The 23,318-nt window shown below is 61.4% G+C and carries 20 protein-coding genes; 7 read left to right on the top strand and 13 right to left on the bottom strand.

Translation table 11 applies throughout. From position 1 onward, the window contains the following. Positions 1 to 4: 4 nt before the first annotated feature. From AC1DXW_RS17815 to AC1DXW_RS17800, 4 genes are all read right to left on the bottom strand, one after another. Positions 5 to 817, bottom strand: a complete 813-nt coding sequence (locus AC1DXW_RS17815; protein ID WP_477753595.1) for an isocitrate lyase/PEP mutase family protein — start codon at positions 815 to 817, stop codon at positions 5 to 7. Positions 818 to 851: 34 nt separating this feature from the next. Beyond that, complete coding sequence (locus AC1DXW_RS17810; RefSeq protein ID WP_477753594.1) at positions 852 to 1,934, bottom strand: bifunctional transcriptional activator/DNA repair enzyme AdaA; 1,083 nt, start codon at positions 1,932 to 1,934, stop codon at positions 852 to 854. 659 nt (positions 1,935 to 2,593) lie between these two features. Beyond that, entirely contained in the window at positions 2,594 to 2,836 is a 243-nt protein-coding gene (locus AC1DXW_RS17805; RefSeq protein ID WP_477753611.1) for a GDCCVxC domain-containing (seleno)protein, read from the bottom strand. A 61-nt stretch (positions 2,837 to 2,897) separates the two neighbouring features. Beyond that, complete coding sequence (locus AC1DXW_RS17800) at positions 2,898 to 3,794, bottom strand: DMT family transporter (RefSeq protein WP_477760281.1); 897 nt, start codon at positions 3,792 to 3,794, stop codon at positions 2,898 to 2,900. A gap of 89 nt (positions 3,795 to 3,883) precedes the next feature. Between AC1DXW_RS17800 and AC1DXW_RS17795 the strand changes: the two genes are divergently transcribed. Both AC1DXW_RS17795 and AC1DXW_RS17790 read left to right on the top strand, forming a co-directional pair. Continuing rightward, the gene (locus AC1DXW_RS17795; RefSeq protein WP_477760280.1) at positions 3,884 to 5,215 is read left to right on the top strand and encodes an aminotransferase-like domain-containing protein; all 1,332 of its coding nucleotides are present in this window, start codon (positions 3,884 to 3,886) and stop codon (positions 5,213 to 5,215) included. Between the two features lie 86 nt (positions 5,216 to 5,301). Next, a complete protein-coding gene (locus tag AC1DXW_RS17790) occupies positions 5,302 to 5,889 on the top strand; it encodes a LysE family translocator (protein WP_477753591.1) in 588 nt (195 codons plus the stop codon). A 371-nt stretch (positions 5,890 to 6,260) separates the two neighbouring features. Here AC1DXW_RS17790 and AC1DXW_RS17785 read toward each other — a convergent pair whose 3' ends face one another. Next, positions 6,261 to 7,094 carry an AraC family ligand binding domain-containing protein gene (locus tag AC1DXW_RS17785; protein WP_477753590.1) on the bottom strand — a complete coding sequence of 278 codons (834 nt, stop codon included), beginning with the start codon at positions 7,092 to 7,094 and terminating at the stop codon, positions 6,261 to 6,263. 33 nt (positions 7,095 to 7,127) lie between these two features. Continuing rightward, positions 7,128 to 7,631, bottom strand: coding sequence for a VOC family protein (locus AC1DXW_RS17780; protein ID WP_477753589.1), 504 nt, complete (start codon positions 7,629 to 7,631; stop codon positions 7,128 to 7,130). Positions 7,632 to 7,970: 339 nt separating this feature from the next. On the opposite strand from AC1DXW_RS17780, the gene AC1DXW_RS17775 reads away from it, so the two are divergent. The 5 genes from AC1DXW_RS17775 to AC1DXW_RS17755 all read left to right on the top strand — a co-directional run bounded on the left by AC1DXW_RS17775 (position 7,971) and on the right by AC1DXW_RS17755 (position 13,168). Next, entirely contained in the window at positions 7,971 to 9,125 is a 1,155-nt protein-coding gene (locus AC1DXW_RS17775; protein WP_477753588.1) for an NnrS family protein, read from the top strand. Between the two features lie 172 nt (positions 9,126 to 9,297). After that, on the top strand, positions 9,298 to 9,753 hold the full coding sequence (locus AC1DXW_RS17770) for a (2Fe-2S)-binding protein (RefSeq protein WP_477753587.1): 456 nt from the start codon (positions 9,298 to 9,300) through the stop codon (positions 9,751 to 9,753). Between the two features lie 7 nt (positions 9,754 to 9,760). Beyond that, on the top strand, positions 9,761 to 11,929 hold the full coding sequence (locus AC1DXW_RS17765; protein ID WP_477753586.1) for a xanthine dehydrogenase family protein molybdopterin-binding subunit: 2,169 nt from the start codon (positions 9,761 to 9,763) through the stop codon (positions 11,927 to 11,929). 1 nt (position 11,930) lies between these two features. Next, positions 11,931 to 12,512, top strand: coding sequence for a hypothetical protein (locus tag AC1DXW_RS17760; protein WP_477753585.1), 582 nt, complete (start codon positions 11,931 to 11,933; stop codon positions 12,510 to 12,512). A 74-nt stretch (positions 12,513 to 12,586) separates the two neighbouring features. Beyond that, positions 12,587 to 13,168, top strand: a complete 582-nt coding sequence (locus tag AC1DXW_RS17755; protein WP_477760279.1) for a GGDEF domain-containing protein — start codon at positions 12,587 to 12,589, stop codon at positions 13,166 to 13,168. Between the two features lie 260 nt (positions 13,169 to 13,428). Here the strand turns inward: AC1DXW_RS17755 and fabI are convergent, their stop codons facing one another. From fabI to AC1DXW_RS17720, 7 genes are all read right to left on the bottom strand, one after another. After that, positions 13,429 to 14,223, bottom strand: coding sequence for an enoyl-ACP reductase FabI (gene fabI / locus AC1DXW_RS17750; protein ID WP_057715039.1), 795 nt, complete (start codon positions 14,221 to 14,223; stop codon positions 13,429 to 13,431). 20 nt (positions 14,224 to 14,243) lie between these two features. Then, on the bottom strand, positions 14,244 to 15,854 hold the full coding sequence (locus tag AC1DXW_RS17745; protein WP_477760278.1) for an ABC transporter ATP-binding protein: 1,611 nt from the start codon (positions 15,852 to 15,854) through the stop codon (positions 14,244 to 14,246). A gap of 1 nt (position 15,855) precedes the next feature. Then, the gene (locus tag AC1DXW_RS17740) at positions 15,856 to 16,875 is read right to left on the bottom strand and encodes an ABC transporter permease (protein WP_007979115.1); all 1,020 of its coding nucleotides are present in this window, start codon (positions 16,873 to 16,875) and stop codon (positions 15,856 to 15,858) included. 1 nt (position 16,876) lies between these two features. Next, complete coding sequence (locus AC1DXW_RS17735) at positions 16,877 to 17,950, bottom strand: microcin C ABC transporter permease YejB (RefSeq protein ID WP_223547164.1); 1,074 nt, start codon at positions 17,948 to 17,950, stop codon at positions 16,877 to 16,879. A gap of 4 nt (positions 17,951 to 17,954) precedes the next feature. Continuing rightward, the gene (locus AC1DXW_RS17730) at positions 17,955 to 19,796 is read right to left on the bottom strand and encodes an extracellular solute-binding protein (protein ID WP_477755829.1); all 1,842 of its coding nucleotides are present in this window, start codon (positions 19,794 to 19,796) and stop codon (positions 17,955 to 17,957) included. After that, on the bottom strand, positions 19,793 to 21,613 hold the full coding sequence (locus AC1DXW_RS17725) for an extracellular solute-binding protein (protein ID WP_477760285.1): 1,821 nt from the start codon (positions 21,611 to 21,613) through the stop codon (positions 19,793 to 19,795). Before AC1DXW_RS17725 ends, AC1DXW_RS17730 begins: the two co-directional genes overlap by 4 nt. A 225-nt stretch (positions 21,614 to 21,838) precedes the next feature. Then, the gene (locus AC1DXW_RS17720; RefSeq protein ID WP_477755828.1) at positions 21,839 to 23,269 is read right to left on the bottom strand and encodes a transglycosylase SLT domain-containing protein; all 1,431 of its coding nucleotides are present in this window, start codon (positions 23,267 to 23,269) and stop codon (positions 21,839 to 21,841) included. Positions 23,270 to 23,318 lie beyond the last annotated feature (49 nt).

Genomic DNA, 23,318 nt, shown 5'->3' with positions numbered 1-23,318 from the left:
GGGCTCAGGCTTTCCCGGACGGTTTCAACAGGGCGTTCACTTCGCCATAGGTCAACGCCTTCAGGTCGTGGCTATCGAACCGGCCGGTTTGCAGAAAACTTTTGGCGATGCCGGCCATGGCGCCGTAGAGGAACTCGGCGATGCCCGAACCTGCGGTCAGGCGGCGTACGCCCAGTGCCTCGAGCACTTCGGGGGACGGCAGGCCCGGGAACCCCAGCACATTCAGCGGCAGCGAGGTACCCTGGCACAGTGCCTTGATCTCGTACTCCGCAGTAACGCCGGCGGCAAACAGGCCATTGGCCCCGGCCGCCTGATACAGCGCGGCGCGCCTGAGGGTTTCGGCGACGCGATCTTCGGCAGGCACCAGACCCCGCAGGTAGACATCGGTGCGCGCATTGATAAACAGGTTCACATTGCGTCGGTCGGCCACCTGGCGCGCGATCTCAATCTTGCGTACCAGCAACTCCGGCGGTGAGGAACCGTCTTCGATATTGATCCCGACAGCGCCGGCGGCGATCACGGCGTCAACCACCTGCGCCACCCGTTCCAGGTCATCGGAATAACCGGCTTCGATGTCCACAGTCAGTGGCACCGAAATGACCCGGGCAATCGATTCGACCGTCGAGACCAGGCGCTCAAGGGGCAGGGTGTTGCCGTCCGGATAGCCATGCACCCAGGCCACCGCCGCGCTGCTGGTAGCCACGGCCTTGTTGCCCAGTTGCTCCACCAGCCGCGCCCCGGCGGCATCGGCGACGTTGGTGAGGATCAGCAAATCCTCGTGATGCAGTTGGTGCAGTTGATTGTCGAGCCTGTCCATCGAGCTTCCTTCCTTTTGAAAAAGACGTGGGGGATCAGAACGTCAGCTGCTCCGTGAGCTGCACCGCCGCGTTCTCCAGCCTGAGCAAAAACGCCTTGCGCGGCTGGCCTCCAGCGTAGCCGGTCAACGAGCCGTCGGCGCCGATCACGCGGTGGCACGGCACGACAATCGATAAGCGGTTATGCCCGTTGGCCAGGCCCACCGCCCGGCTGGCACCGGGTTTGCCCAGCCTCGCTGCAATGGCGCCGTAGGTGGTGGTCCGGCCGTAAGGGATGTTCGCCAGTTCGGCCCAGACCCGGCGGGAGAACTCACTACCGGGCATGTGCAGGGCAACGCTGAACTCAGTGAGTGTGCCGGCGAAATACGCGGACAATTGCGCTTCGATCTGCTGCAAATGCGCGTTGTGCCCCGGCGCCACGGCATAACCAAAACGGTTTTGCAGCGCTTCGACCGCCGGGTTCAGCGATGCCTGATCGAGAAACTCCAGCAGCACCAGCCCACGCCGTTCGGCCATGGCGATCATCGGCCCCAGCGGCGTGGTCAGGCGCGTGAACAGCAGCGGTTCGCTGTTGGCCGCGCGGCCCGGGGTGATGTGAAACGATTTCTGGAAGGCATCGCGAAAACCGCTCAGGGACTCGTAGCCGGAATCGAAGGCGACGTCATCGATGGAGTCGCCCTGTTTGATCCCGCCCAATGCCATGCCCAAGCGCCGGGCGCGCAGCCACGCGTGGAAGGTCATGCCGAAGTGCTGCTTGAACCAGCGGCGCAGTTTCAGCGGTTCGATGCCTGCGGCCAGTAGCTGGGCGTCGGTCCAGCGCTGCTCAGGGTCGGCGTCTACCGATTTGAACAGTGTCTGCACCCAGTCCGGCGCGCTGGCGGCGGTGTCCATCGGCTTGCAGCGCAGGCAGGCGCGGTAGCCCGCCGCCAGGCACTGTTCGGCGCTGGCAAAGAACTCGACGTTCGCAGGTTTCGGGCTGCGGGCGGTGCAACCGGGGCGGCAGAAAATCCCTGTGGTCTTGACCGCCGTGAAGAACACCCCCTCGTAGGAGGTGTCTCGTTCGAGCATGGCGCGAAGCATTTCGGCCCGGGGCGGAAGCAGCGTTTTTTGTAGGTTCATGGGCGCAGCATAGATCGCGTCACGGGTGGCCTCCACCGGAAAATCGACAGCGAATTTCGGACCGGAAAGTAATCGACCACAAAAACAACAAATCCCTCAGCCACGACGAGCCATCAGCAGCACCGAAGCCGCTGCAGCACAGGAACAGGTCGCGCTATGGGATTGATGGTCTACACTCCTGTCGCTTGATAACTCAAGCTCCTTACTTTCATACCCGCCTTGTGCGGGTTTTTTTTTTGGAAAAATTCCATGATCCCCAGGTTTCGCATTGTCGCCAATGGCGCCGACATCACGGCCCCTCAAGAACCTCGATTTTGGTTGACTGACTTCCTCAGGGCGTGAAGCTGCCGGTCATTTGTGTTGATAAAATCAGGTAGTGATTCACTTTTCCCCTGGGTCAAAGCCAATACAGGATAGCAATGGACCACAACCAGCCGATGCTGAGAGTGATAGTAAGGTAGATCACCACAAGCATCAGAGGCTGATTCCACATGACACACCTCCCATAACCGCTGTTTTTACATGGATGCCTGGTAAATTGGGAGCTCGTATGAACAATAAGGCAATAATCAGGCCATTTGAGTGAAAGACGGCTTGGCCGCAAGCCTTGGGCCTTTAGCGCTGCGTTCCAGGCTACTTCCTCCAGACGAAAGCCGACCCTAAATCTCCCCCCAAAAAATGGGCTTCCCCACGTGTGGGGGAGCATCCGTCCCGATGCCACAGCATCCGCGCTGCTCCTGGACCGGTGGGCACTTCATCGAGTCAAACGAGCAGCACACACAGCAGTCACCGGGATTTGGGCGTAGCAGAGTCCTGCAATTGCCACATTCATGGAAAAACTGACAGGCATCTGTGGGCATGGCTTCGCGCTTGGCGAAACTGCAATGCGGGCAGGTCAACACGATCACGGTTCAGCGGCGGTCAGACCCGTACAGCCATGGGCGTAAACCACCGTACACCGGGCTATCTGGCGAACTTTTTTGCCCCGGCGACGCAGAGGATCACGGCGACGGTGACACCCAGCATGCCGAGGCTGACCTGTTCATGCAGCAGGGTGGCGGCCAGGGAAAGCCCGAAAAACGGCTGAAGCAGCTGCAATTGCCCAACGGCGGCGATGCCCCCTTGGGCCAGGCCGCGGTACCAGAACACGAAACCGATCAGCATGCTGAACAGCGAGACGTAAGCCAGGCTGAACCAGGCCGGCGTGCTGATGCCGGTGAACGAAGCCGGCATGCGCATCCAGCTGAGCGCCGCCACGACCGGCAGCGACAGCACCAGCGCCCAGCAAATCACCTGCCAGCCTCCCAGCGTGCGCGACAGTTTCGCGCCTTCGGCATAACCCAGGCCGCAGGCGAGGATGGCCAGCAGCATCAGAATGTCGCCTTGCGGGGAGGCGGTCAGCCCTTGGGACAGGGCAAACCCGACCACCAGCAAACTGCCCAGCACCGAGAAAATCCAGAACGCCGCCCGTGGCCGCTCGCCGCCGCGCAGGACGCCGAACACCGCCGTCGCCAGGGGCAGCAGGCCGACGAAGACGATGGAGTGCGCGGACGTCACGTATTGCAGTGCCAGCGCTGTCAGCAGTGGGAAACCGATGACCACGCCCATGGCAACGATGAGCAGCGGTATCAGTTGCTGGCGCGCCGGACGTTTTTCCTTGAATAACCCCAGCAGGCACAGCGCCAGGATCGCCGCGATGGTCGCGCGCGCGACCGTCAGGAACAGCGGATCAAACTCCAGCACCGCCACCCGTGTCGCCGGCAGCGAGCCGCTGAAAATCACCACGCCGATCAGGCCGTTGATCCAGCCGCCGGTGCTGTTTTCCAGCGTCTGGTGTTGCAGGTTCGAGGTCCGTTCCATTTGGCTCACGCTCATTGTCTGATTGCACGAAACTCATCGTATGAGCGACTATCGATACAATCAAAAAATTGTCATGGATACATCTCGACATGCCTCGATCCCGCTACAAAACCCTGGTGGATGCCTTTGCCGCCGACATCCGTTCCGGGCATTTGCCGCCCGGCACGCGCCTGCCGACTCACCGGCAACTGGCCACCGAGCACGGTTTGGCACTGGTCACCGCCAGCCGGGTGTATGCCGAGCTGGAAGGCATGGGGCTGGTCAGCGGCGAAACCGGTCGCGGGACCTTTGTCAGGGAAACCTCGCTGCCGCCGGGGCAGGGCATCTCGCAGCACGTGGTGGCTGCAGGGATGATCGACCTGAATTTCAATTATCCGTCATTGCCCGGTCAGGCCGACCTGCTGCGCACTGCCTTGCGTCAACTGGCGTTGTCCGGTGACCTGGAATCCCTCCTGCGCTATCAGCCTCACGCGGGGCGCCTGCATGAGCGGGCTTCGGTCGCGCGTCATCTGCTTGAACGCGGGCTGAGCGTGCCGGCCGGGCAGGTGTTGATCGTCAGCGGCGCCCAGCATGGCCTGGCGGTAGCGATGATGACGCTGCTCAAGCCCGGCGATGTGATCGCCGCCGATGCGCTGACCTATCCCGGTTTCAAGACGCTGGCCGAAACCCTGCATCTGGAAGTCTTGCCCATTCCGCTCACGGATACCGGGCCTGATCTGTCCGCCCTGGAAAAACTCTGCCGCAGCCGATCGGTGCGAGCCGTGTACTCGATGCCGACCTTGCACAACCCCTTGGGCTGGGTGATGGACACCGTTCAGCGCGAGCAACTGGTAGCGATCGCGCGTCGGCATGACTTAACGATCATCGAGGATGCGGCCTACGCATTCCTGGCCGAAAACGTACCGCCACCGCTGGCCGAGATGGCGCCTGAGCGGACGGTGTACGTGTCCGGCCTGTCGAAGAATGTCGCCACCGGGCTGCGTGTTGGCTTCATCGCCGCACCCGCGCATTGGGTCGCCGCCTTCGAGCGCACCATCATGGCGACCACCTGGAATACCCCCGGCGTGATGACTGCCATCGTCACGGCCTGGCTCGACGACGGCACTGTGCGCCAACTGGAATCACAAAAACGCGCGGACGCCCAGGCCAGGCAAGCCCTGGCCCGCGAGGTGTTGGCGGGACTCAGAACCATCGGTCACCCGAATTCCTACTTCATCTGGCTGCCGTTGGCGGATGACGCCCGGGCCGACCAGATCGCGATGGCGCTGATGCGCGAGCAGGTGTCGGTGTCGCCGGCCGAGCCCTTTGCGATTTCGGCCCATGTGCCGCACGCGATACGCCTGGCGTTGGGCTCCGTGGACATGGACTCGCTGCGCGTTGCCTTGGGCAAGGTTAAAAACGTCGTTGGCTATTACTCATAGCGCTGCAGGGCAGTTTTCTTCAATACGCGAGCCGCTCGGCTCTTTACCTTGAGGGCCTTGTTCAACTCGATGGAAGAAGGTGTGCAATGAGTCTGATGATGTCCATGGCGGCGTTTGCGCTGGTCGCCTCGATCACGCCGGGGCCGGTCAACATTGTGGCGCTGAGCTCCGGGGCGCGGTTTGGCTTCAGGGCCAGCCAGCGCCACGTGGCCGGGGCCACGCTGGGGTTTGTCTTGCTGCTGGTGCTGATGGGGTTGGGCCTGCATGAGTTGTTGCAACGTTGGCCGGCGCTGACCCAGGGGGTGCAATGGGCGGGCGTGGCGTTTCTGTTGTACATGGCCTTCAAGCTGGCGGCTGACAATGGGCACGTGCAAGCCAGGGAAGCGGCGCAGGCCCCGTCGATGCTGTATGGCGCCATCATGCAATGGCTCAACCCGAAGGCCTGGCTGGCCTGTGTCGCCGGCATGGGCGCGTTTGTCGCTGATGGCGAGGCGCGCCTAGTCTGGCAGTTCGCCGCGATTTATCTGGTGATCTGCTATGTGTCGGTCGGTTGCTGGGCTTATGCCGGGACGTTTTTGCGCGGTTTTCTGAATAACCCGGCCGGCATGCGCCTGTTCAATCGGGCGATGGCGTTGTTGCTGGTGGCGAGTGCGGTGTATCTGTTGTTGCCGTAACGGCATTCACTACAGATTCTGTGGCGAGGGAGCATTTTGTGGTGAGGGGGCTTGCCCTAATGCCAGTCAGTTAAGCGTTTGAACACCGCAAACCTTGTGGGAGCGAGCTTGCTCGCGATGACGGTTAGACAGTCACACAAGGGGTGCCTGACGGTCCGCTATCGCGAGCAAGCTCGCTCCCACAATGTCCGGGGTTTAACTGACAGGCATTAGGGCTTGCCCCCGTTGGGCTGCGAAGTGGCCCCCACCGTTTCTTCAAACATATGCTGCATGCAGGTTTTGCGACGGCTTCGCCGCCGAACGGGGTGGTGCGGCATTCCGACAAGCCCCCTCGCCACAGTTTCAGTCAGGCCACAGATACTGCCTCAGGCTCACCCCCGATACTGCCCCGGCGTCGCCGCCAGATGCTGTTTAAACGCCCGTTGAAAATGCGCCTGATCGGCGAACCCCGCTTCCAGTGCCACGTCTGCAATCAGCTTGCCGCTGCGCAATTGGTCCTGGGCGAACTGGATGCGCCGGTTCACCAGGAACGCGTGGGGCGTCATGCCGTAATGCTGTTTGAAGGCGCGGATCAGGTAGGACGGTGACAGTTGCGCCGCCTCGCAGATGTCTTCGAGCTTGAGGGTTTGCGTGCAGTGGTCGCGGATGTAATCGGCAGCACGCTCCAGCTTGAAATTGGGTTCACGCAGCGGTGGGTCGATCGGGTTCAATCGCTGCTGCACATCAGTGAAAAACTCCACGGCCGCGCTGTGCTTGCACAGGACATCCTGCCGCGGATCGACCAACACTTGATACAAGCTCGCGAGGCCGGTAAACAGGCTGGCGTCCCGCGTATGGGTCACCGAGAAACGGCGAAACACCGCGTCATCGCTGAACCCGAGCTGATGCTGCAAATCGGTCAGCCATGGCGTATCGACGTACAGCATCAGGTACGACCAGGGTTGGTCTTCGATCGGGTTGCAGGCGTGGACGTCGCCGGGGTTCATCAGCACCACCGTGCCCACGCTGACCTCGAACGCCGACTGCTCATGGAGATAGTTGCTGCGCCCGGCGGTGATCGCCCCGATGGAAAAGTGCTCATGGGCGTGCCGGGTGTAGCAGACTTCGCGCCCGTCGGCGATGGAGCGGGCTTCGATGAAGGGCAGGGCATCATCGCGCCAGAAGCGCGGGGCCTTGTCGGCGTTCTTGGCAACGGCGTGCTTCATGCTCACTCCTCGGCAGGTCAGCGCCCGAGTGTATTAGCTCTCGCCGTCAAAGGCGCGCTGCAACGTCGCAATATCGAGTTTTTTCATCTGCATCATCGCCTGCATGGCCCGTTGGGATTTTTTCGTGTCGGGGTCTTTGATCATCTCCATCATCGCCACGGGGACGATCTGCCACGACAGCCCGAACTTGTCCTTGAGCCAGCCGCATTGCTGGGCCTCGGGCACGCCACCGGCCGACAGGTTGCCCCAGTAATGGTCGACTTCTTCCTGGGTCAGGCAATTGACCTGAAACGACACCGCCTCACTGAACTTGAATAACGGCCCGCCGTTGAGACCGGTGAAACTCTGCCCGTCGAGTTCGAAGCTGACGGTCATGACCGAACCTTCCGGCCGGCCGTGGAACTCGAAACCGGCGTGGCCGTAATGGGTGATGGCCGTGATTTTCGAATGGTCGAAGATCGAACAATAGAATTTCGCTGCCTCTTCGGCCTGATCGTCGAACCACAGGCAGGGCGTGAGTTTTTGTACGCGTTGCATGGTGCCAACTCCTCTGCAGGTTGCGCATGTCCTGGACTTTCAGCGTAGTCAGCCTCTGGTCGTTCGGCCGTACCGTAGATCGAGAAAATTGCCGCGGGGTTGCGAAGATATAGTCGAAATGACTTGTATGGAGTCAAACAGACTATTTATGTATCGAGTCTTTATGACTTGTATGAGCGCAAGTGCCTGGATCTGAAGGGGTAAAGAGCTGGCACGGAACTTGTACAGATAAACGTACAACTGAACGCCTTCAGGAGTACGCAAAATGTTCAACTTCTTCAGCAACCCTCAGAACGTTCTTCATCTGTCGAGCGAAGTCCCGGCCCTGGTGGTGGCTTGATGCGCCGGCTTGCCGTTGCACCGGCTTTCAGTCTGGGCTTTCGACCGTTCTTTCTGGTCGGGGCCGGTTTCGCCGCCATCGCCGTGGCGATCTGGGCCTTGTGGTTGTACGGCCGCTTGCCCGGTGCGCAACCGCTGGGCGGCATGCTCGCCTGGCATCGACATGAAATGCCTTTCGGATTTGCCTCGGCCATCATTGCCGGGTTCCTCCTGACCGCGGTGCCCAACTGGACCGGCCGGCCAGGGCTCAAGGGCTGGCCGCTGATCGGCCTGGTGCTGGTGTGGCTGCTGGCGCGGCTGGCCTGGTGGTTGCCGATGCCGGCGCCCTTGCTGCTGGCCTTGCAAGTTCCGTTTCTGCCGCTGTTGGTGTGGGTGTTGGGGCGCGATCTGCTGGCCGCGGGCAAGCGCGAGAATTATCCGATTCTGTTGATGGTGTCGTTGCTGGCCGGATGTCAGGCGTTGACGTTGTTGGGGGTCGCCGTTGATGACGCCAATCTGCAACGCCATGGCGTGCTGGCTGCCTTGTGGCTGGTGGGCGCGCTGATGAGCGTGATCGGCGGGCGGGTGATTCCCTTCTTTGTCCAGCGCGGCCTGAACCGGCCCGCAACGCCTGCGGCCCATCCGTTGCCGGGCAAGGTGTTGCTGATCAGCGTCATGTTGGCGGCGGTGTCCTTTGCCGCCGGATTGAATGACGTCCCGCGCGTGTGGCTGGCGCTGTTGTTTGCGTTGATCAGTGGTTTGCATCTGCTGCGATTGTGGCGCTGGCATGACCGCGACCTGTGGCGCGTGCCGTTGCTGTGGTCGCTGTACCTGGCTTACGCCTGGCTCGCGGTAGCGACGCTGGCCATGGCGCTGTGGCACCTGGGCTGGATGCCGCAGCAAAGCCTGGCCACCCATTCGCTGGCCGTCGGCGGTATCGGCGGGTTGATTCTGGCGATGATTGCACGGGTCAGCCTGGGGCATACCGGGCGAATGTTACAGCCGTCCAGGGCGATCGTTGCGGGGTTTGTCCTGTTGTTGCTGGCGGGGGCGTGTCGGGTGTGGCTGGTGCCTTTTTCCGGTTACGGGTTGGCGTTGTCGGCGCTGCTGTGGTGTAGCGCTTTTGCGGTTTTTGTCTGGCGCTACACCGGCATTTTAATAGGGCCAAGGCTCTAGCGAACGGTTCCATGGCCGCCCATCGAGGCGGCCTTTTCATGACCGGTGGTCGATGCACAACGGTCTGCCGGCAAATCTGCGCTTAGCTGAAGGGAGAACCCGAGGCGCGCGCAGGCTGTACAAGGCCGCGGCGACGCCCCTTCAGATCACCGTGAGTCTGAGGAAATGCGCCATGCTGACCCTGAACATCAATGGCCAGGATCAGGAGCTGGATGTCCCCGCTGACATGCCGCTGCTCTGGGTCTTGCGCGATGTCGCCCACCTCACCGGCACCAAATTCGGCTGTGGCATAGCCCAATGCGGGGCCTGCACCGTTCACGTCGACGGCGCGCCGCTACGCGCCTGCATCACACCGGCCACCGCGGTGGCTGATGGGCAAAAGATTCTCACCATCGAAGGCCTGTCCGCGGACGGTTCGCACCCGGTGCAACAGGCCTGGGCGGAACTTGACGTGGTCCAGTGTGGTTACTGCCAGTCCGGGCAGATCATGTCGGCGGCGGCGTTGCTGGCGAAAATTCCGCAACCGACCGACAGCGACATCGATCAGGCGCTGTCCGGCAACATCTGCCGCTGCGGCACTTACCCGCGGATTCGCGCGGCGGTCAAGCGCGCCGCCGAGCTGGGATGAGGTGGCCATGAACAGCATCAACGCGTTATCGCGCCGTGGTTTTCTCAAGGGCAGTGCGTTGCTGGGTAGTGGACTGGTAGTCGCCTTTGTCATTCCTGGCGCTCACCGGTTCGCCATGGGCGCAGAGAATCAGGGCAATGTGTTTGCGCCCAACGCCTTCCTGCGCATTGGCAATGACAACAGCGTCACCGTGTTACTCGGCCATTCGGAAATGGGCCAGGGCATCTGGACCGGCCTGACCATGCTGATCGCCGAAGAACTCGACGCCGACTGGTCGAAAATCCGCGTCAAGCATTCCCCGGCATCGGCCGCCGATTACGGCATGCCCGGCTTTGGCGGGATGCAGATCACCGGTGGTTCGACCTCGACCTGGATGGAATTCGACCGCTATCGTCAGGCCGGCGCAGCGGCGCGTTTGATGCTGATCGACGCGGCCGCCAAGCGCTTCAACGTCGCTCCATCCGAGATTCATACCGACTCGGGCGTAGTCATTGCCGGTGAGCATCGTGCAACTTATGGCGAGTTGGCCGATGACGCCGGGCAATTGCCACGGCCGGACCCGGCCTCGATCAAGCTCAAGGACGCCCAAGACTGGCGGCTGATCGGCAAACCCACCAAGCGTCTGGACACGCCGGAGAAAATCACTGGCCGGGCAAAATTCGGCATGGACGTGCAGTTTGACGGGCTGATGACCGCGATGGTCGCCCGTTCACCCACCTTCGGCGGCAGCGTCAAATCCTTTGAAGGCGCCGAGGCGCTGGCGATTCCGGGCGTGCACAAAGTGGTGCAAGTACCGACGGGCATCGCGGTGATCGCCGATCATTTCTGGGCGGCGAAGCTGGGGCGCGATGCGCTGAAAATCGAGTGGAATCCGGGGCCGAACGCCGGGCTCAATAGCCGGGCGTTGCTGGAAAACTTCCGTAAACTCGCCACCACCCCCGGCCTGAACGCCGGTCAGGCCGGTGATGCCCAGGCAGCGCTGGCGAAAGCGACCAAGACCATCGATGCTGAATACAGCGTACCTTATCTGGCCCATGCGCCGATGGAACCGCTGAACTGCACGGTGAGCATCACCAAGGACAAATGCGAAATCTGGACCGGTACCCAGTTCCAGACCCTGGACCAGATGGTTGCCGGGGAAATCACCGGGCTCAAACCCGAACAGGTCGAGATCCATACCGAGTTTCTCGGCGGTGGCTTTGGGCGCCGGGCCAATCCGACCTCGGACTTCGTCAGCGAAGCGGTGTATGTCGCCAAGGCCGCCGGTGCACCGGTAAAAACCGTGTGGACGCGCGAGGATGACATCCGCGGTGGCTACTACCGCTCGGCGTTCCTGCACCATGCGCGCATCGGGCTGGGGGCCGACGGCCTGCCGTTGGCGTGGAAACATGTGATGGTCGGGCAGTCGATCATGGCCGGGACTTCCCTTGAAGCGAGCATGGTCAAGGACGGGATCGACAAGACCTCCGTCGAAGGCGTGGCCGACAGCCCCTACATCGAAGGACTGGCCAATCACCAGATCGAACTGCACTCACCGAAAACCGGGATCAGCGTCTTGTGGTTGCGTTCGGTGGGGCACACCCACACTGCGTTTGTCATGGAATCGCTGATCGATGAACTGGCCACGGCGACCGGCAAGGATCCGGTGGAATATCGACGCACCTTGCTCAAGGACCATCCCCGTCACCTCGGTGTACTGAACCTCGCGGTGGAGAAGGCCAACTGGAAGGCACCGCTGCCGGACGGCCATGCACTGGGCGTGGCGGTGCATGAATCGTTCGGCAGTTACGTGGCCCAGGTGGCCGAGGTGTCCCAGGACAACCTCGCCATCCGTGTGCACCGGGTGGTGTGTGCGGTGGACTGCGGCATTGCGGTCAACCCACAGAGCATCGCCGCGCAGATGGAGTCGTGCATCACCTTTGGTCTCAGCTTCGCCTTGCACAGCAAGCTGACGCTCAAGGACGGGCAGGTGGTGCAGTCCAACTATCACGACTATCAGGTGCTGCGGCTCAATGAAATGCCGGTGGTCGAAGTGCATATCGTGCCCAGCAGCGACAAACCCGGCGGTATCGGCGAAGCCGGTGTGCCACCCACGGCGCCGGCGGTGGCCAACGCGGTGTTTGCCCTGACCGGGCAGCGCCTGCGGGAGCTGCCGTTGCAGCTGTCGGGGGTGTGAGATGAAACGACATCATTGGTTGCTTGGGACGGTGATCCTGATCTGTCTCATCGCCTACGCATCGCACGTGTTCGCCGAAGACCGCGAGGCCTTGCAGGCATTCGACACCGTGCAGAAAGTCTTCCAGAGCCCGCGTTGCCAGAACTGCCACATTCCCGGTGATTCGCCGCTGCAATTCGATGCCGGGGTGCCCCACGCGATGAATGTCGTGCGCGGCATCGACGGCAAGGGCTCGGCCGGGTTGCCCTGTGCAACGTGCCATGCGCAAGGCAATCCGCCGGCCAGTTATGGTCCGCACGCGCCGCCCGGAGCGCCACACTGGAGCCTGCCGCCAGCAGCGCAGCGGATGGCCTGGATCGGCCTGCCGGCCGACCGGTTGTGCGCGATGATCAAGGATCGCTCCAGCAATGGCGACCGGGATTTCGCCGCACTGATCAAACACGTCAGCGAGGACAAGCTGGTGCTGTGGGGCTGGAATCCGGGCGGCAATCGCGCGCCGGTGTCGGTACCGCACGATATCTTCGTCACCCGGTTCAAGCGCTGGGCCGATGCAGGAGGGCCGTGCCCGCTGGCGGGTAGCTGACCAGCGGCACGCTAATAGGGAGTCAATACGGGTATGGGCGACTCTAACGTGCATACCTGCCAAGGGAGTGAATGATGTTGATCTCAGGCAAAACAGGCAAATCGGGTCGATCCGCAAACCCGTTGCTCACGCCACAGCAAGAACGTGAACGGCTGCGGGATCTGGCGCGCCAGGCCGAACAAGAGTTGGCGGGCGTGCAAATGGCGAGCATGGACGAGCTGACGCTGCTCTCCAATCGCCATGGCTTCAGCGAACTGGCCCGGCTCGGGCTGAACGCCTGTCGGGAGCTGGGGACGCCGGCGACGCTGCTGTACTTCACCCTCGATGAATTCAAGCGCATGAGCTATCTGTATGGCCGGGCCAAAGGTGACGATGCGCTGAAGACATTCGCCGATGTCCTGCGTATCGGTTTTCGTGAAAGCGATGTGGTCGGCCGGCTCGAAGGCGACCGGTTCGTGGCGTTGCTGACCGGTTCCAGCGTCGTGGAGATTGAAGCGATCAAGGCCCGGCTCAATGAGATTCTCGATGAGCGCAACGCCACGGCGCATCGCAGTTATGACATTCGGTTCAGTGTTACCCAGGTCGAATATGACCCCACTGTTCATGACTCGATCGAGGAACTGTTGGGTGAGGCCGAGCGTGTGATGAGCCGTTAGAACAGTGGTGAATTGGCGGGCCTCTTCGCGGGCAAGCTCGCTCCCACATTGCCTGGTGTTGTTCACAAATGACCGGATCACCACAAACCCTGTGGGAGCGAGCTTGCTCGCGAAAGCGGTCTATCAGCCAGAAGAAATGTTGAATGTGATTGCCTCATCGCGAGCAAGCTCGCTCCCACAGGGGATTGTGTTTGTCCGGGACAATCGCAGGCATAAAAAACCCGCCAGAAGAGGCGGGTTTTTTAATGGCTGACCGAAGATTACTCTTCGATGCTGCCCATGGCCGTGGTGTTGAAGCCACCGTCCACGTACATGATTTCACCGCTGATGCCGGACGCCAGGTCCGAGCACAGGAAGGCGCCGGCGTTGCCGACTTCTTCGATGGTGACGTTGCGGCGCAGCGGGGTTTGCGCTTCGTTGGCGGCCAGCATCTTGCGGAAGTTCTTGATGCCGGAAGCGGCGAGGGTGCGGATCGGGCCAGCCGATACACAGTTGACGCGAGTACCGTCCGGGCCCAGGGAGCCGGCCAGGTAACGCACGCCAGCTTCCAGGGAAGCCTTGGCCATGCCCATGACGTTGTAGTTCGGCATGGTGCGCTCGGCGCCCAGGTACGACAGGGTCAGCAGGCTGCCGTTGCGGCCTTTCATCATTTCGCGGCCGGCCTTGGCCAGGGCCACGAAGCTGTAGGCGCTGATGTCGTGGGAGATGCGGAAACCTTCACGGGTGGTGGCTTCGGTGAAGTCGCCGTCCAGTTGGTCGCCCGGTGCGAAGCCTACGGAGTGCACGATGCAGTCCAGGCCGTCCCACTTCTTGCTCAGTTCTTCGAAGACCTTGGCGATTTCTTCATCGCTGGCCACGTCGCACGGGAAGCACAGCTCAGGGCTCGAGCCCCAGCCTTGTGCGAACTCTTCGACACGACCCTTGAGTTTGTCGTTCTGATAAGTGAAGGCAAGCTCAGCGCCCTCGCGATGCATGGCGGCAGCGATGCCGGATGCGATGGACAGCTTGCTGGCGACACCGACGATCAGTACGCGCTTACCGGCGAGAAAACCCATGTGTTGCTCCTCTTTTCAGGTTATTGCGCAGTGGCCGGAGCCAGAAAAGCGGCTTCCAGCAACTGCTGTGTATACGGATGTTGGGGGGCGGCAAAAATGCTTTGCGCGTCTCCCTGTTCGACCACTTGGCCATGCTTGACCACCATCAACTGGTGGCTCAGCGCTTTCACCACAGCCAGGTCATGGCTGATAAACAGATACGTCAGGTTGTACTTGGTTTGCAGTGAACGCAAAAGCTCCACTACCTGGCGTTGTACTGTGCGGTCGAGGGCCGAAGTCGGCTCGTCCAGCAAAATCAACGCCGGTTTTAACACCAATGCCCGGGCAATGGCGATTCTCTGCCGTTGCCCTCCGGAAAATTCGTGGGGGTAGCGGTGCCGGGTTTCCGGATCCAGGCCTACCTCCTTGAGTGCTGCAATGATCGCTTGTTCCTGTTCCGCCGCGGTGCCCATCTTGTGGATCCGCAGGCCTTCGCCAACGATGTCATTCACGCACATCCGTGGGCTCAGGCTGCCGAACGGGTCCTGAAACACCACTTGCATCTCCCGCCGCAGCGGCCGGACCTGTTGCTGCGTCAGGCAGTCTAGCTGCTGGCCTTCAAAACGAATCGCGCCTTTGCTGGCGATCAAGCGCAAAATCGCCAGACCCAGTGTCGATTTGCCGGAACCGCTTTCGCCCACGATCCCCAGGGTCTGGCCCTGGGGCAGGTTGAAATTGATGCCGTCGACCGCCTTGACGTAATCCACCGTGCGCTTGAGCAAGCCTTTCTTGATCGGAAACCAGACTTTCAGGTCCTCGACCGCCAGCAAGGGCGGGCCGATCACGTTGCTTGCAGGCTTGCCGCCGGGCTCCGCTGCCAGCAGTTCCCGAGTGTACGGATGCTGTGGCGCGCGGAACAGTTCTTCGCACGATGCCTGTTCGACGATGCATCCTTGCTGCATGACACATACGCGATGCGCAATTCTTCGCACAAGGTTCAAATCATGGCTGATCAGCAGCAGCGCCATGCCCAATCGGGCCTGCAGTTCCTTGAGCAATTCGAGGATTTTCAGCTGAACGGTCACGTCCAGCGCGGTGGTCGGCTCGTCGGCGATCAGCAGTTCCGGCTCGTTGGCCAGGGCCATGGCGATCATCACCCGCTGGCGCTGGCCGCCGGACAATTCGTGGGGCAGGGCCTTGAGGCGCTTGTGCGGCTCGGGGATGCCGACCATCTCCAGCAGCTCCAGGGTGCGTTTGGTCGCGACCTTGCCGGTCAGGCCCTTGTGGATGTTCAGCACCTCATTGATTTGTTTCTCGATCGAGTGCAGGGGATTGAGCGAGGTCATCGGCTCCTGGAAGATCATCGCAATCCGGTTGCCGCGAATGTGGCGGATGGTTTTTTCTTTCAGGTTCAGCAGGTTCTGCCCGGAGTATTCGATGGTGCCGGACGGATGCCGGGCGAGCGGGTAGGGCAGCAGGCGCAGGATCGAATGTGCGGTGACCGATTTACCGGAACCGCTCTCGCCGACCAAAGCCAGGGTTTCGCCGCGCTTGATGTCGAAGCTGACGCCTTCGACTGCCAACTGACAGCGATTGCCGACGACAAACTCGACGGACAGGTCGCGCACTTCGATCAGATTGTGCTGATTCATTTCACTTCCTCGGGTCGAAGGCATCGCGAGCTGACTCGCCGATGAACACCAGCAAACTCAACATCAAGGCCAGCACCGCAAAGGCGCTGATGCCCAGCCAGGGCGCCTGGAGGTTGGATTTGCCCTGGGCCACCAGTTCACCCAGGGACGGGCTGCCCGCCGGCAGGCCGAAACCGAGGAAGTCCAGGGCGGTCAATGTGCCGATGGCGCCGGTGAGGATGAACGGCATGAAGGTCATGGTCGAGACCATCGCGTTGGGCAAAATGTGGCGGAACATGATCGCACCGTTCTGCATGCCCAGGGCGCGGGCGGCGCGTACGTATTCCAGGTTACGCCCGCGCAGGAATTCGGCGCGCACCACGTCCACCAGGCTCATCCACGAGAACAGCAGCATGATCCCCAGCAGCCACCAGAAATTGGGTTGCACGAAACTGGCGAGGATGATCAGCAGGTACAACACCGGCAGCCCGGACCAGATCTCCAGGAAGCGCTGCCCGGCCAGGTCCACCCAGCCACCGTAGAAACCCTGCAAGGCCCCGGCGATCACGCCGATGATCGAACTGAGCACGGTCAGGGTCAGGGCGAACAGCACCGAAATGCGGAAACCGTAGATCACCCGGGCCAGCACATCGCGGCCCTGATCGTCGGTGCCCAGCAGGTTGTCCGTCGAGGGCGGGGCCGGGGCCGGGACTTTCAGGTCGTAGTTGATGCTCTGGTAGCTGTAGGGAATCGGTGCCCACAGCACCCAGGCGTCCTTGGCCTTGAGCAGTTCGCGGATGTACGGACTCTTGTAATTGGCTTCCAGTGGAAATTCGCCGCCGAAGGTGGTTTCCGGGTAACGCTTGAGCGCCGGGAAGTACCAGTTGTTGTCGTAATGCACCGCCAGCGGCTTGTCGTTGGCGATCAGCTCGGCGCCCAGGCTTGCGCCGAACAGGATCAGGAACAGCCACAGCGACCACCAGCCACGCTTGTTGGCCTTGAACAGTTCGAAGCGTCGGCGATTGAGAGGGGACAGGTTCATCTCAATGCTCCCGGCTTTCGAAGTCGATGCGCGGATCGACAAGGGTGTAGGTGAGGTCGCCGATCAGTTTCACCACCAGCCCCAGCAAAGTGAAGATGAACAGCGTGCCGAACACCACCGGGTAATCACGGTTGATCGCCGCTTCGAAGCTCATCAGGCCGAGGCCGTCGAGGGAGAAGATCACCTCCACCAGCAACGAGCCGGTGAAGAAGATGCCGATGAGGGCCGAGGGGAAACCGGCGATCACCAGCAGCATGGCGTTGCGGAACACGTGGCCGTACAGCACGCGGTGGTTGGTCAGGCCCTTGGCCCTGGCGGTGATCACGTACTGCTTGTTGATTTCGTCGAGGAAGCTGTTTTTGGTCAGCAGGGTCATGGTCGCGAAGTTGCCGATCACCAGTGCAGTCACCGGCAGCGCCAGGTGCCAGAAGTAGTCGAGGATCTTGCCGCCCATGCTCAGTTCATCGAAGTTGTTCGAGGTCAGCCCGCGCAACGGGAACCAGTCCAGGTAACTGCCGCCGGCGAACACCACGATCAACAGGATGGCGAACAGGAACGCCGGGATCGCGTAGCCGACAATGATCGCCGAACTGGTCCAGACGTCGAAGTGGCTGCCGTGCCGCTTGGCCTTGGCGATCCCCAGCGGGATCGACACCAGGTACATGATCAGGGTGCTCCACAGCCCGAGGGAGATCGACACCGGCATCTTTTCCTTGATCAGGTCGATGACCTTGGCGTCGCGGAAGAAGCTGTCGCCGAAATCCAGGGACGCATAGTTCTTGACCATGATCCACAAGCGTTCCGGCGCCGATTTGTCGAAGCCGTACATGTGCTCGATTTCCTTGATCAGTGCCGGGTCCAGGCCCTGGGCGCCGCGATAGGCCGAGCCTGCCACCGAGACTTCGGCACCGCCGCCGGCGATGCGGCTGGTGGCGCCTTCGAAGCCTTCGAGCTTGGCGATCATCTGTTCCACCGGCCCGCCCGGGGCAGCCTGGATGATCACGAAGTTGATCAGCAGGATGCCGAACAGGGTCGGAATGATCAGCAACAGTCGCCGAAAAATGTACGCCAGCATCTGATTACTCCGTGCCCGCAGGAGCGGCCTGCAGTGTGGTTTCGACTTCTATCGCCGGCTTGATGTCGGGCTTGACCCACCAGGTGGCCGTGCCGATGTCGTATTTAGGCGAGACCTTTGGATGGCCGATGTGGTTCCAGTACGCCACGCGCCAGGTCTTGATGTGCCAGTTGGGTATTACGTAATAGCCCCATTGCAGCACCCGGTCCAGCGCCCGGGCGTGGGCCACCAGGCTGTTGCGCGAATCGGCGTTGATCAGTTGCTCGACCAGTTGATCGACCATCGGATCTTTCAGCCCCATGGAATTGCGGCTGCCGGGTTTGTCGGCGGCAGCCGACATCCAGAATTCCCGTTGTTCGTTACCCGGCGAATTGGATTGCGGGAAGCTGCCGACAATCATGTCGAAGTCCCGGGAACGCACGCGGTTGATGTATTGCGAGACGTCGACCCGGCGGATCACCAGATCGATGCCCAGGTCACTCAGGTTGCGCTTGAACGGCAGCAGCACCCGTTCGAATTCGGTCTGGGCCAACAGGAACTCGATGACCACCGGCTTGCCCGTGGCGTCGACCATTTTGTCATCGACGATGCGCCAGCCGGCCTCTTGCAGCAGTTGATAGGCTTGGCGTTGCTGGGTGCGGATCATGCCGCTGCCGTCGGTGGTCGGGTTCTGGAACGCTTCGCTGAACACTTGCGGTGAAAGCTTGCCGCGGAACGGTTCGAGGATCGCCACCTGTTCGCCATCAGGCAGGCCGATGGCGGCCATTTCCGAGTTCTCGAAGTAACTGCGGGTACGCGCATAGGCACCGTTGAACAGTTGCTTGTTGGTCCATTCGAAGTCCAGCAGCAGCGACAAGGCCTGACGCACGCGCACATCCTGGAACACCGGGCGGCGCAGGTTGAACACGAACCCTTGCATGCCGGTCGGATTGCCGTTGGGAATCTGTTCCTTGACCAGTCGACCTTCGGTGACCGCCGGAGTGTTGTAGGCGTTGGCCCAGTTTTTCGCGGTCATTTCCAGCCAGTAGTCGAACTGCCCGGCCTTGAGCGCTTCCAGGGCCACTGTGTTGTCGCGGTAGTAATCGGTGGTCATCACGTCGAAGTTGTAGAAACCGCGATTGACCGGCAGGTCCTTGCCCCAGTAGTCCTTGACCCGCTCGTAACGCACCGAGCGTCCGGCCTTCACTTCGCTGACCTTGTACGGGCCGCTGCCCAGCGGGATTTCCAGGTTGCCCTTGTTGAAGTCGCGGTCGGCCCACCAGTGCTTGGGCAGCACCGGCAACTGGCCGAGGATCAGCGGCAGTTCGCGGTTGTTGGTGTGCTTGAACTTGAACAATACGGTGAGCGGGTCTTCGGCGACCACTTCGGCCACGTCGTTGTAGTAGCCGCGGTACATCGGCGCGCCATCCTTGGTCAGCATCTGGAAGCTGAACACCACGTCCTCGGCGCGAATCGGATGGCCATCATGGAAGCGTGCTTCGGGGCGCAGGTAGAAGCGCACCCAAGCGTTGTCCGGAGCTTTCTCGATCAACCGGGCGATCAAGCCGTACTCGGTGAACGGCTCGTCCAGCCCTTGCTTGGCCAGGGTGTCGTAGATCATGCCGATATCGTCCGCCGGCACACCCTTGCTGATAAACGGGTTGAGGCTGTCGAAACCGCCGAAACCGGCCTGACGGAAGATTCCGCCCTTGGGCGCATCGGGATTGACGTAGTCGAAGTGTTTGAAATCGGCCGGATATTTCGGCGGCTCGTTATACAGGGTCACGGCATGTTGTGGGGCGGCGCAGGCCAGCCCGGCGAACAACAGGCCGCTGGCCTGCAGGAGCAGGGTGCGGATGGGTTTCATTGATCTTTCTCCGAAGATTTCAGCCACCACGCGTTCAGGCCCAGGGTGTAGGGCGGCGTGGTGACGAAGGCGAGCCGGTTGCGGTACGCCAGACGGTGATAATTGAGGTACCAGTTGGGCACGATGTAGTGCTGCCACAGCAGCACGCGGTCGAGGGCCTTGCCGGCGGCGACTTGCTCATCGCGGGTCTGGGCCGCCAGTAACTGCTCGAGCAAGTGATCGACTACCGGGTCGGCAATGCCGGCGTAGTTTTTGCTGCCCTTGACCCCGGCCTGGCTGGAGTGAAAGTACTGCCATTGTTCCAGGCCCGGGCTGAGCGTCTGGTTGAGGGTCATCAGAATCATGTCGAAATCGAACTGGTCGAGGCGCTGCTTGTATTGTGCGCGATCGACCGTGCGCAGCCGTGCGTCGATGCCGATGCTGCTCAGGTTCTCGAGGTAAGGCTGGAGGATGCGCTCCAGGTTCGGGTTGACCAGCAGTAACTCCAGGCGCAACGGCTGCCCGGCGGCGTTTTGCAGGCGCTGGCCATTGAACTTCCAGCCAGCATCGGCGAGCAGGCCAAGGGCTTTGCGCAAGGTCTCCCGGGGGATGCCGTGCCCGTCGGTCTGCGGCAGGCTGAACGGCTCGGTAAAGAGCCTGGCCGGCAACTGTTCACGATAGGACTTGAGCAACAGCCATTCGTGCCCGACCGGCAAACCGCTGGCCGAGAACTCACTATTGGGGTAGTAGCTCATGGCGCGTTGGTAGGCGCCGCTGAACAGCGTGCGGTTGGTCCATTCAAAGTTGAACATCAGCCCCAGCGCTTCACGGACCTTGGCGTCCGAGAATGCCGGGCGACGGCTGTTCATGAACAAACCCTGGGTCTGGGTCGGGATCTGGTGGGGAATCTGTGTCTTGATCACGTCACCGCGGCGTACGGCGGGGAAGTTGTAGCCAGTGTCCCAGTTCTTCGCCTGATGCTCGATATAGATATCGAATTCACCGGCCTTGAACGCCTCGAACGCCACGTCGCTGTCGCGGTAGAACTCGACCTCCATGCGGTCGAAGTTGTACTTGCCGCGATTGACCGGCAGGTCCTTGCCCCAGTAATCCTTGACCCGTTCGAAGATGATCTGCCGTCCCGGCGTGACCGAGGTGATGCGATACGGTCCGCTGCCCAGCGGCGGCTCGAATGTGGTGGCCTTGAAGTCGCGGCCTTTCCAGTAGTGCTGCGCCAGCACCGGCATTTCGCCCAGGCGCAGGATCAGCAGCGGATTGCCGGCACGCTTGAACACGAAGCGGATGCGCTGCGGGTTGAGGATGTCGACCCGCAACACTTCCTGAAGGCTGGTGCGGTACAGCGGATGGCCTTCCTTGAGCAGCGTGCGGTAGGAGAACGCGACGTCATAGGCGGTGATCGGCGTGCCGTCATGGAAGCGTGCTTCGGGACGCAGGTTGAACACCACCCAGCTGCGGTCCTCGCTGTACTCCACCGACTGGGCGATCAGGCCATAGCTGGACGCGGGCTCGTCACCCGAAGGCGCGTACTGCCCGGTACCGACCATCAGCGGCTCGTTGAGCTCGTTGATGCCGTATTGCAGGAAATTCGCCGTGGTGACCGGGCTGGTGCCCTTGAAGGTGTACGGGTTGAGCGTGTCGAACGTGCCAAACGCCATGACCCGCAACGTACCGCCCTTGGGCGCTTGCGGGTTGACCCAGTCGAAGTGGGTAAATCGGGCCGGGTACTTGAGCGTGCCGAACTGCGCATAACCATGGCTTTCGCTGATCGTCGCGCTTGCGGTGGAGCTCAAGGCCAGGCAGATCAGGAGCAGGGGCAGGGGGCGCTTCAAATAGGGGATCCGATCCAGGCGGCTTGGGCTTTGTGGACCGTACAGTAACAGCTTGTATGGACAGGAAAAAGACGGGAGATTTGAGCGGTTGCAATCCTGTAGGAGCGAGCTTGCTCGCGAAGAACCTGAGGGCGCGGCATTTATCCAGAATGCCCGCGTTATCGTTGGCGACTTTCGCGAGCAATCGAGCGTCGACCGGCTGCTCCTACAGTTTTAGTGCGGATTGGCCACCGTCAACATCTGGCCAGGCTTCAGCGCCTGACCGACACGCGGGTTCCAGCGCTTGAGGTGCTGCATTTCAACGTTGAAGCGCTTGGCCACGATGTACAGCGAGTCGCCTTGCTGGACCTTGTACGTGGTCTGCTGTTTTTTGGTATTGGCTGCAATCACGGTGTTGACGCGCCCGGAGCTGCGTTTGCTGTTGTCCTGCATGACGAGGGTCTGGCCGGGCTTGAGGTTCTTGCCGGTCAGTTTGTTCCAGCGTTGCAGGTCCTGCACGTCAACGTTGTTGGCCTTGGCGATGGAGCCGAGGTTGTCACCCCGTTTGACCCGGTAGGAACGCTTGACGCTGGCGACCTGGGTATCGTCGGCACCTTCGAAGACCGGCTTGAGCGATTTCTTGCTGATCAACTCTTCAGGGCGCATGGTTTGCAGGCTGCTGGTCAGCAGTTGCGCCTTGGAAGTCGGCACCAACAGGTGCTGCGGACCGTCGATGGTGGTGCGCTGCTTGAAGGCCGGGTTGAGCTGGAACAGTTCGTCTTCGTCGATGTTGGCGACTTCAGCAACCTTGGACAGGTCCATGCGCTGGTTGATTTCGACGACCTTGAAGTAAGGTTCGTTGGCGATCGGGTTGAGGTTCACGCCGTAGGCTTCCGGCGCCATCACCACCTGCGACAGTGCCAGCAACTTCGGCACGTAGGCCTGGGTTTCGGAAGGCAGCGGCAGGTTCCAGTAGTCGGTCGGCAGGCCGAGGCGTTCGTTGCGCTCGATGGCCCGGCTGACGGTGCCTTCGCCGGCGTTGTAGGCCGCCAGGGCCAGCATCCAGTCGCCGTTGAACATGTCGTGCAGGCGGGTCAGGTAATCCAGCGCGGCGGTGGTCGACGCGGTGATATCGCGACGGCCATCATAGAAACGGGTTTGACGCAGGTTGAAGTAACGCCCGGTGGAGGGGATGAACTGCCAAAGACCCACCGCGTCGGCCCGGGAATAGGCCATCGGGTTGTAGGCGCTTTCAATCACTGGCAGCAGTGCCAGTTCCAGCGGCATGTTGCGCTCTTCAAGGCGTTCGACGATGTAATGAATGTATAAGCTGCCACGTTCGCCGGCGTTTTCGAGGAAAGATGGATTGCTGGCGAACCAAAGGCGTTGTTGCTCGATGCGCGGGTTGACGCCCAGCCCGTCCTGCAACTGGAAGCCCTGGCGCATACGCTCCCAGACGTCCTGGGGAATTTGCGGGCTGGGTTTTTCGCTGAGCCAAACCGGCTTCTGCTTGGCGCGCGCGGCGATGTTCTGCGCGTGCGCCGCATCGGTCTGCGGCGCATGGCTGGAACAGCCCGCCAGGGTGGCGGACACAGCCACCGCGATGGCTTGAGCCAAGCGGGTCAATGCGTCTGAACTGATGGCTTTGCGAATAGGTGACGACATTGGCTGGAAGTAAGTTCCGGGCAAAAATGTCGGGCGATTCTAGAAAGCG

Source organism: Pseudomonas sp. P4_C4 (genome assembly GCF_056402055.1).
This window is presented reverse-complemented; position numbering and strand designations above follow the sequence as displayed.

Bases quoted from the DNA above. Each gene is read 5' to 3' on its own strand.
- AC1DXW_RS17815 (WP_477753595.1), bottom strand. From the start codon at position 817: ATGGACAGGCTCGACAATCAACTGCACCAACTGCATCACGAGGATTTG.
- AC1DXW_RS17810 (WP_477753594.1), bottom strand. From the start codon at position 1,934: ATGAACCTACAAAAAACGCTGCTTCCGCCCCGGGCCGAAATGCTTCGC.
- AC1DXW_RS17800 (WP_477760281.1), bottom strand. From the start codon at position 3,794: ATGGAACGGACCTCGAACCTGCAACACCAGACGCTGGAAAACAGCACC.
- AC1DXW_RS17795 (WP_477760280.1), top strand. From the start codon at position 3,884: ATGCCTCGATCCCGCTACAAAACCCTGGTGGATGCCTTTGCCGCCGAC.
- AC1DXW_RS17790 (WP_477753591.1), top strand. From the start codon at position 5,302: ATGAGTCTGATGATGTCCATGGCGGCGTTTGCGCTGGTCGCCTCGATC.
- AC1DXW_RS17785 (WP_477753590.1), bottom strand. From the start codon at position 7,094: ATGAAGCACGCCGTTGCCAAGAACGCCGACAAGGCCCCGCGCTTCTGG.
- AC1DXW_RS17780 (WP_477753589.1), bottom strand. From the start codon at position 7,631: ATGCAACGCGTACAAAAACTCACGCCCTGCCTGTGGTTCGACGATCAG.
- AC1DXW_RS17775 (WP_477753588.1), top strand. From the start codon at position 7,971: ATGCGCCGGCTTGCCGTTGCACCGGCTTTCAGTCTGGGCTTTCGACCG.
- AC1DXW_RS17770 (WP_477753587.1), top strand. From the start codon at position 9,298: ATGCTGACCCTGAACATCAATGGCCAGGATCAGGAGCTGGATGTCCCC.
- AC1DXW_RS17765 (WP_477753586.1), top strand. From the start codon at position 9,761: ATGAACAGCATCAACGCGTTATCGCGCCGTGGTTTTCTCAAGGGCAGT.
- AC1DXW_RS17760 (WP_477753585.1), top strand. From the start codon at position 11,931: ATGAAACGACATCATTGGTTGCTTGGGACGGTGATCCTGATCTGTCTC.
- AC1DXW_RS17755 (WP_477760279.1), top strand. From the start codon at position 12,587: ATGTTGATCTCAGGCAAAACAGGCAAATCGGGTCGATCCGCAAACCCG.
- fabI (WP_057715039.1), bottom strand. From the start codon at position 14,223: ATGGGTTTTCTCGCCGGTAAGCGCGTACTGATCGTCGGTGTCGCCAGC.
- AC1DXW_RS17745 (WP_477760278.1), bottom strand. From the start codon at position 15,854: ATGAATCAGCACAATCTGATCGAAGTGCGCGACCTGTCCGTCGAGTTT.
- AC1DXW_RS17740 (WP_007979115.1), bottom strand. From the start codon at position 16,875: ATGAACCTGTCCCCTCTCAATCGCCGACGCTTCGAACTGTTCAAGGCC.
- AC1DXW_RS17735 (WP_223547164.1), bottom strand. From the start codon at position 17,950: ATGCTGGCGTACATTTTTCGGCGACTGTTGCTGATCATTCCGACCCTG.
- AC1DXW_RS17730 (WP_477755829.1), bottom strand. From the start codon at position 19,796: ATGAAACCCATCCGCACCCTGCTCCTGCAGGCCAGCGGCCTGTTGTTC.
- AC1DXW_RS17720 (WP_477755828.1), bottom strand. From the start codon at position 23,269: ATGTCGTCACCTATTCGCAAAGCCATCAGTTCAGACGCATTGACCCGC.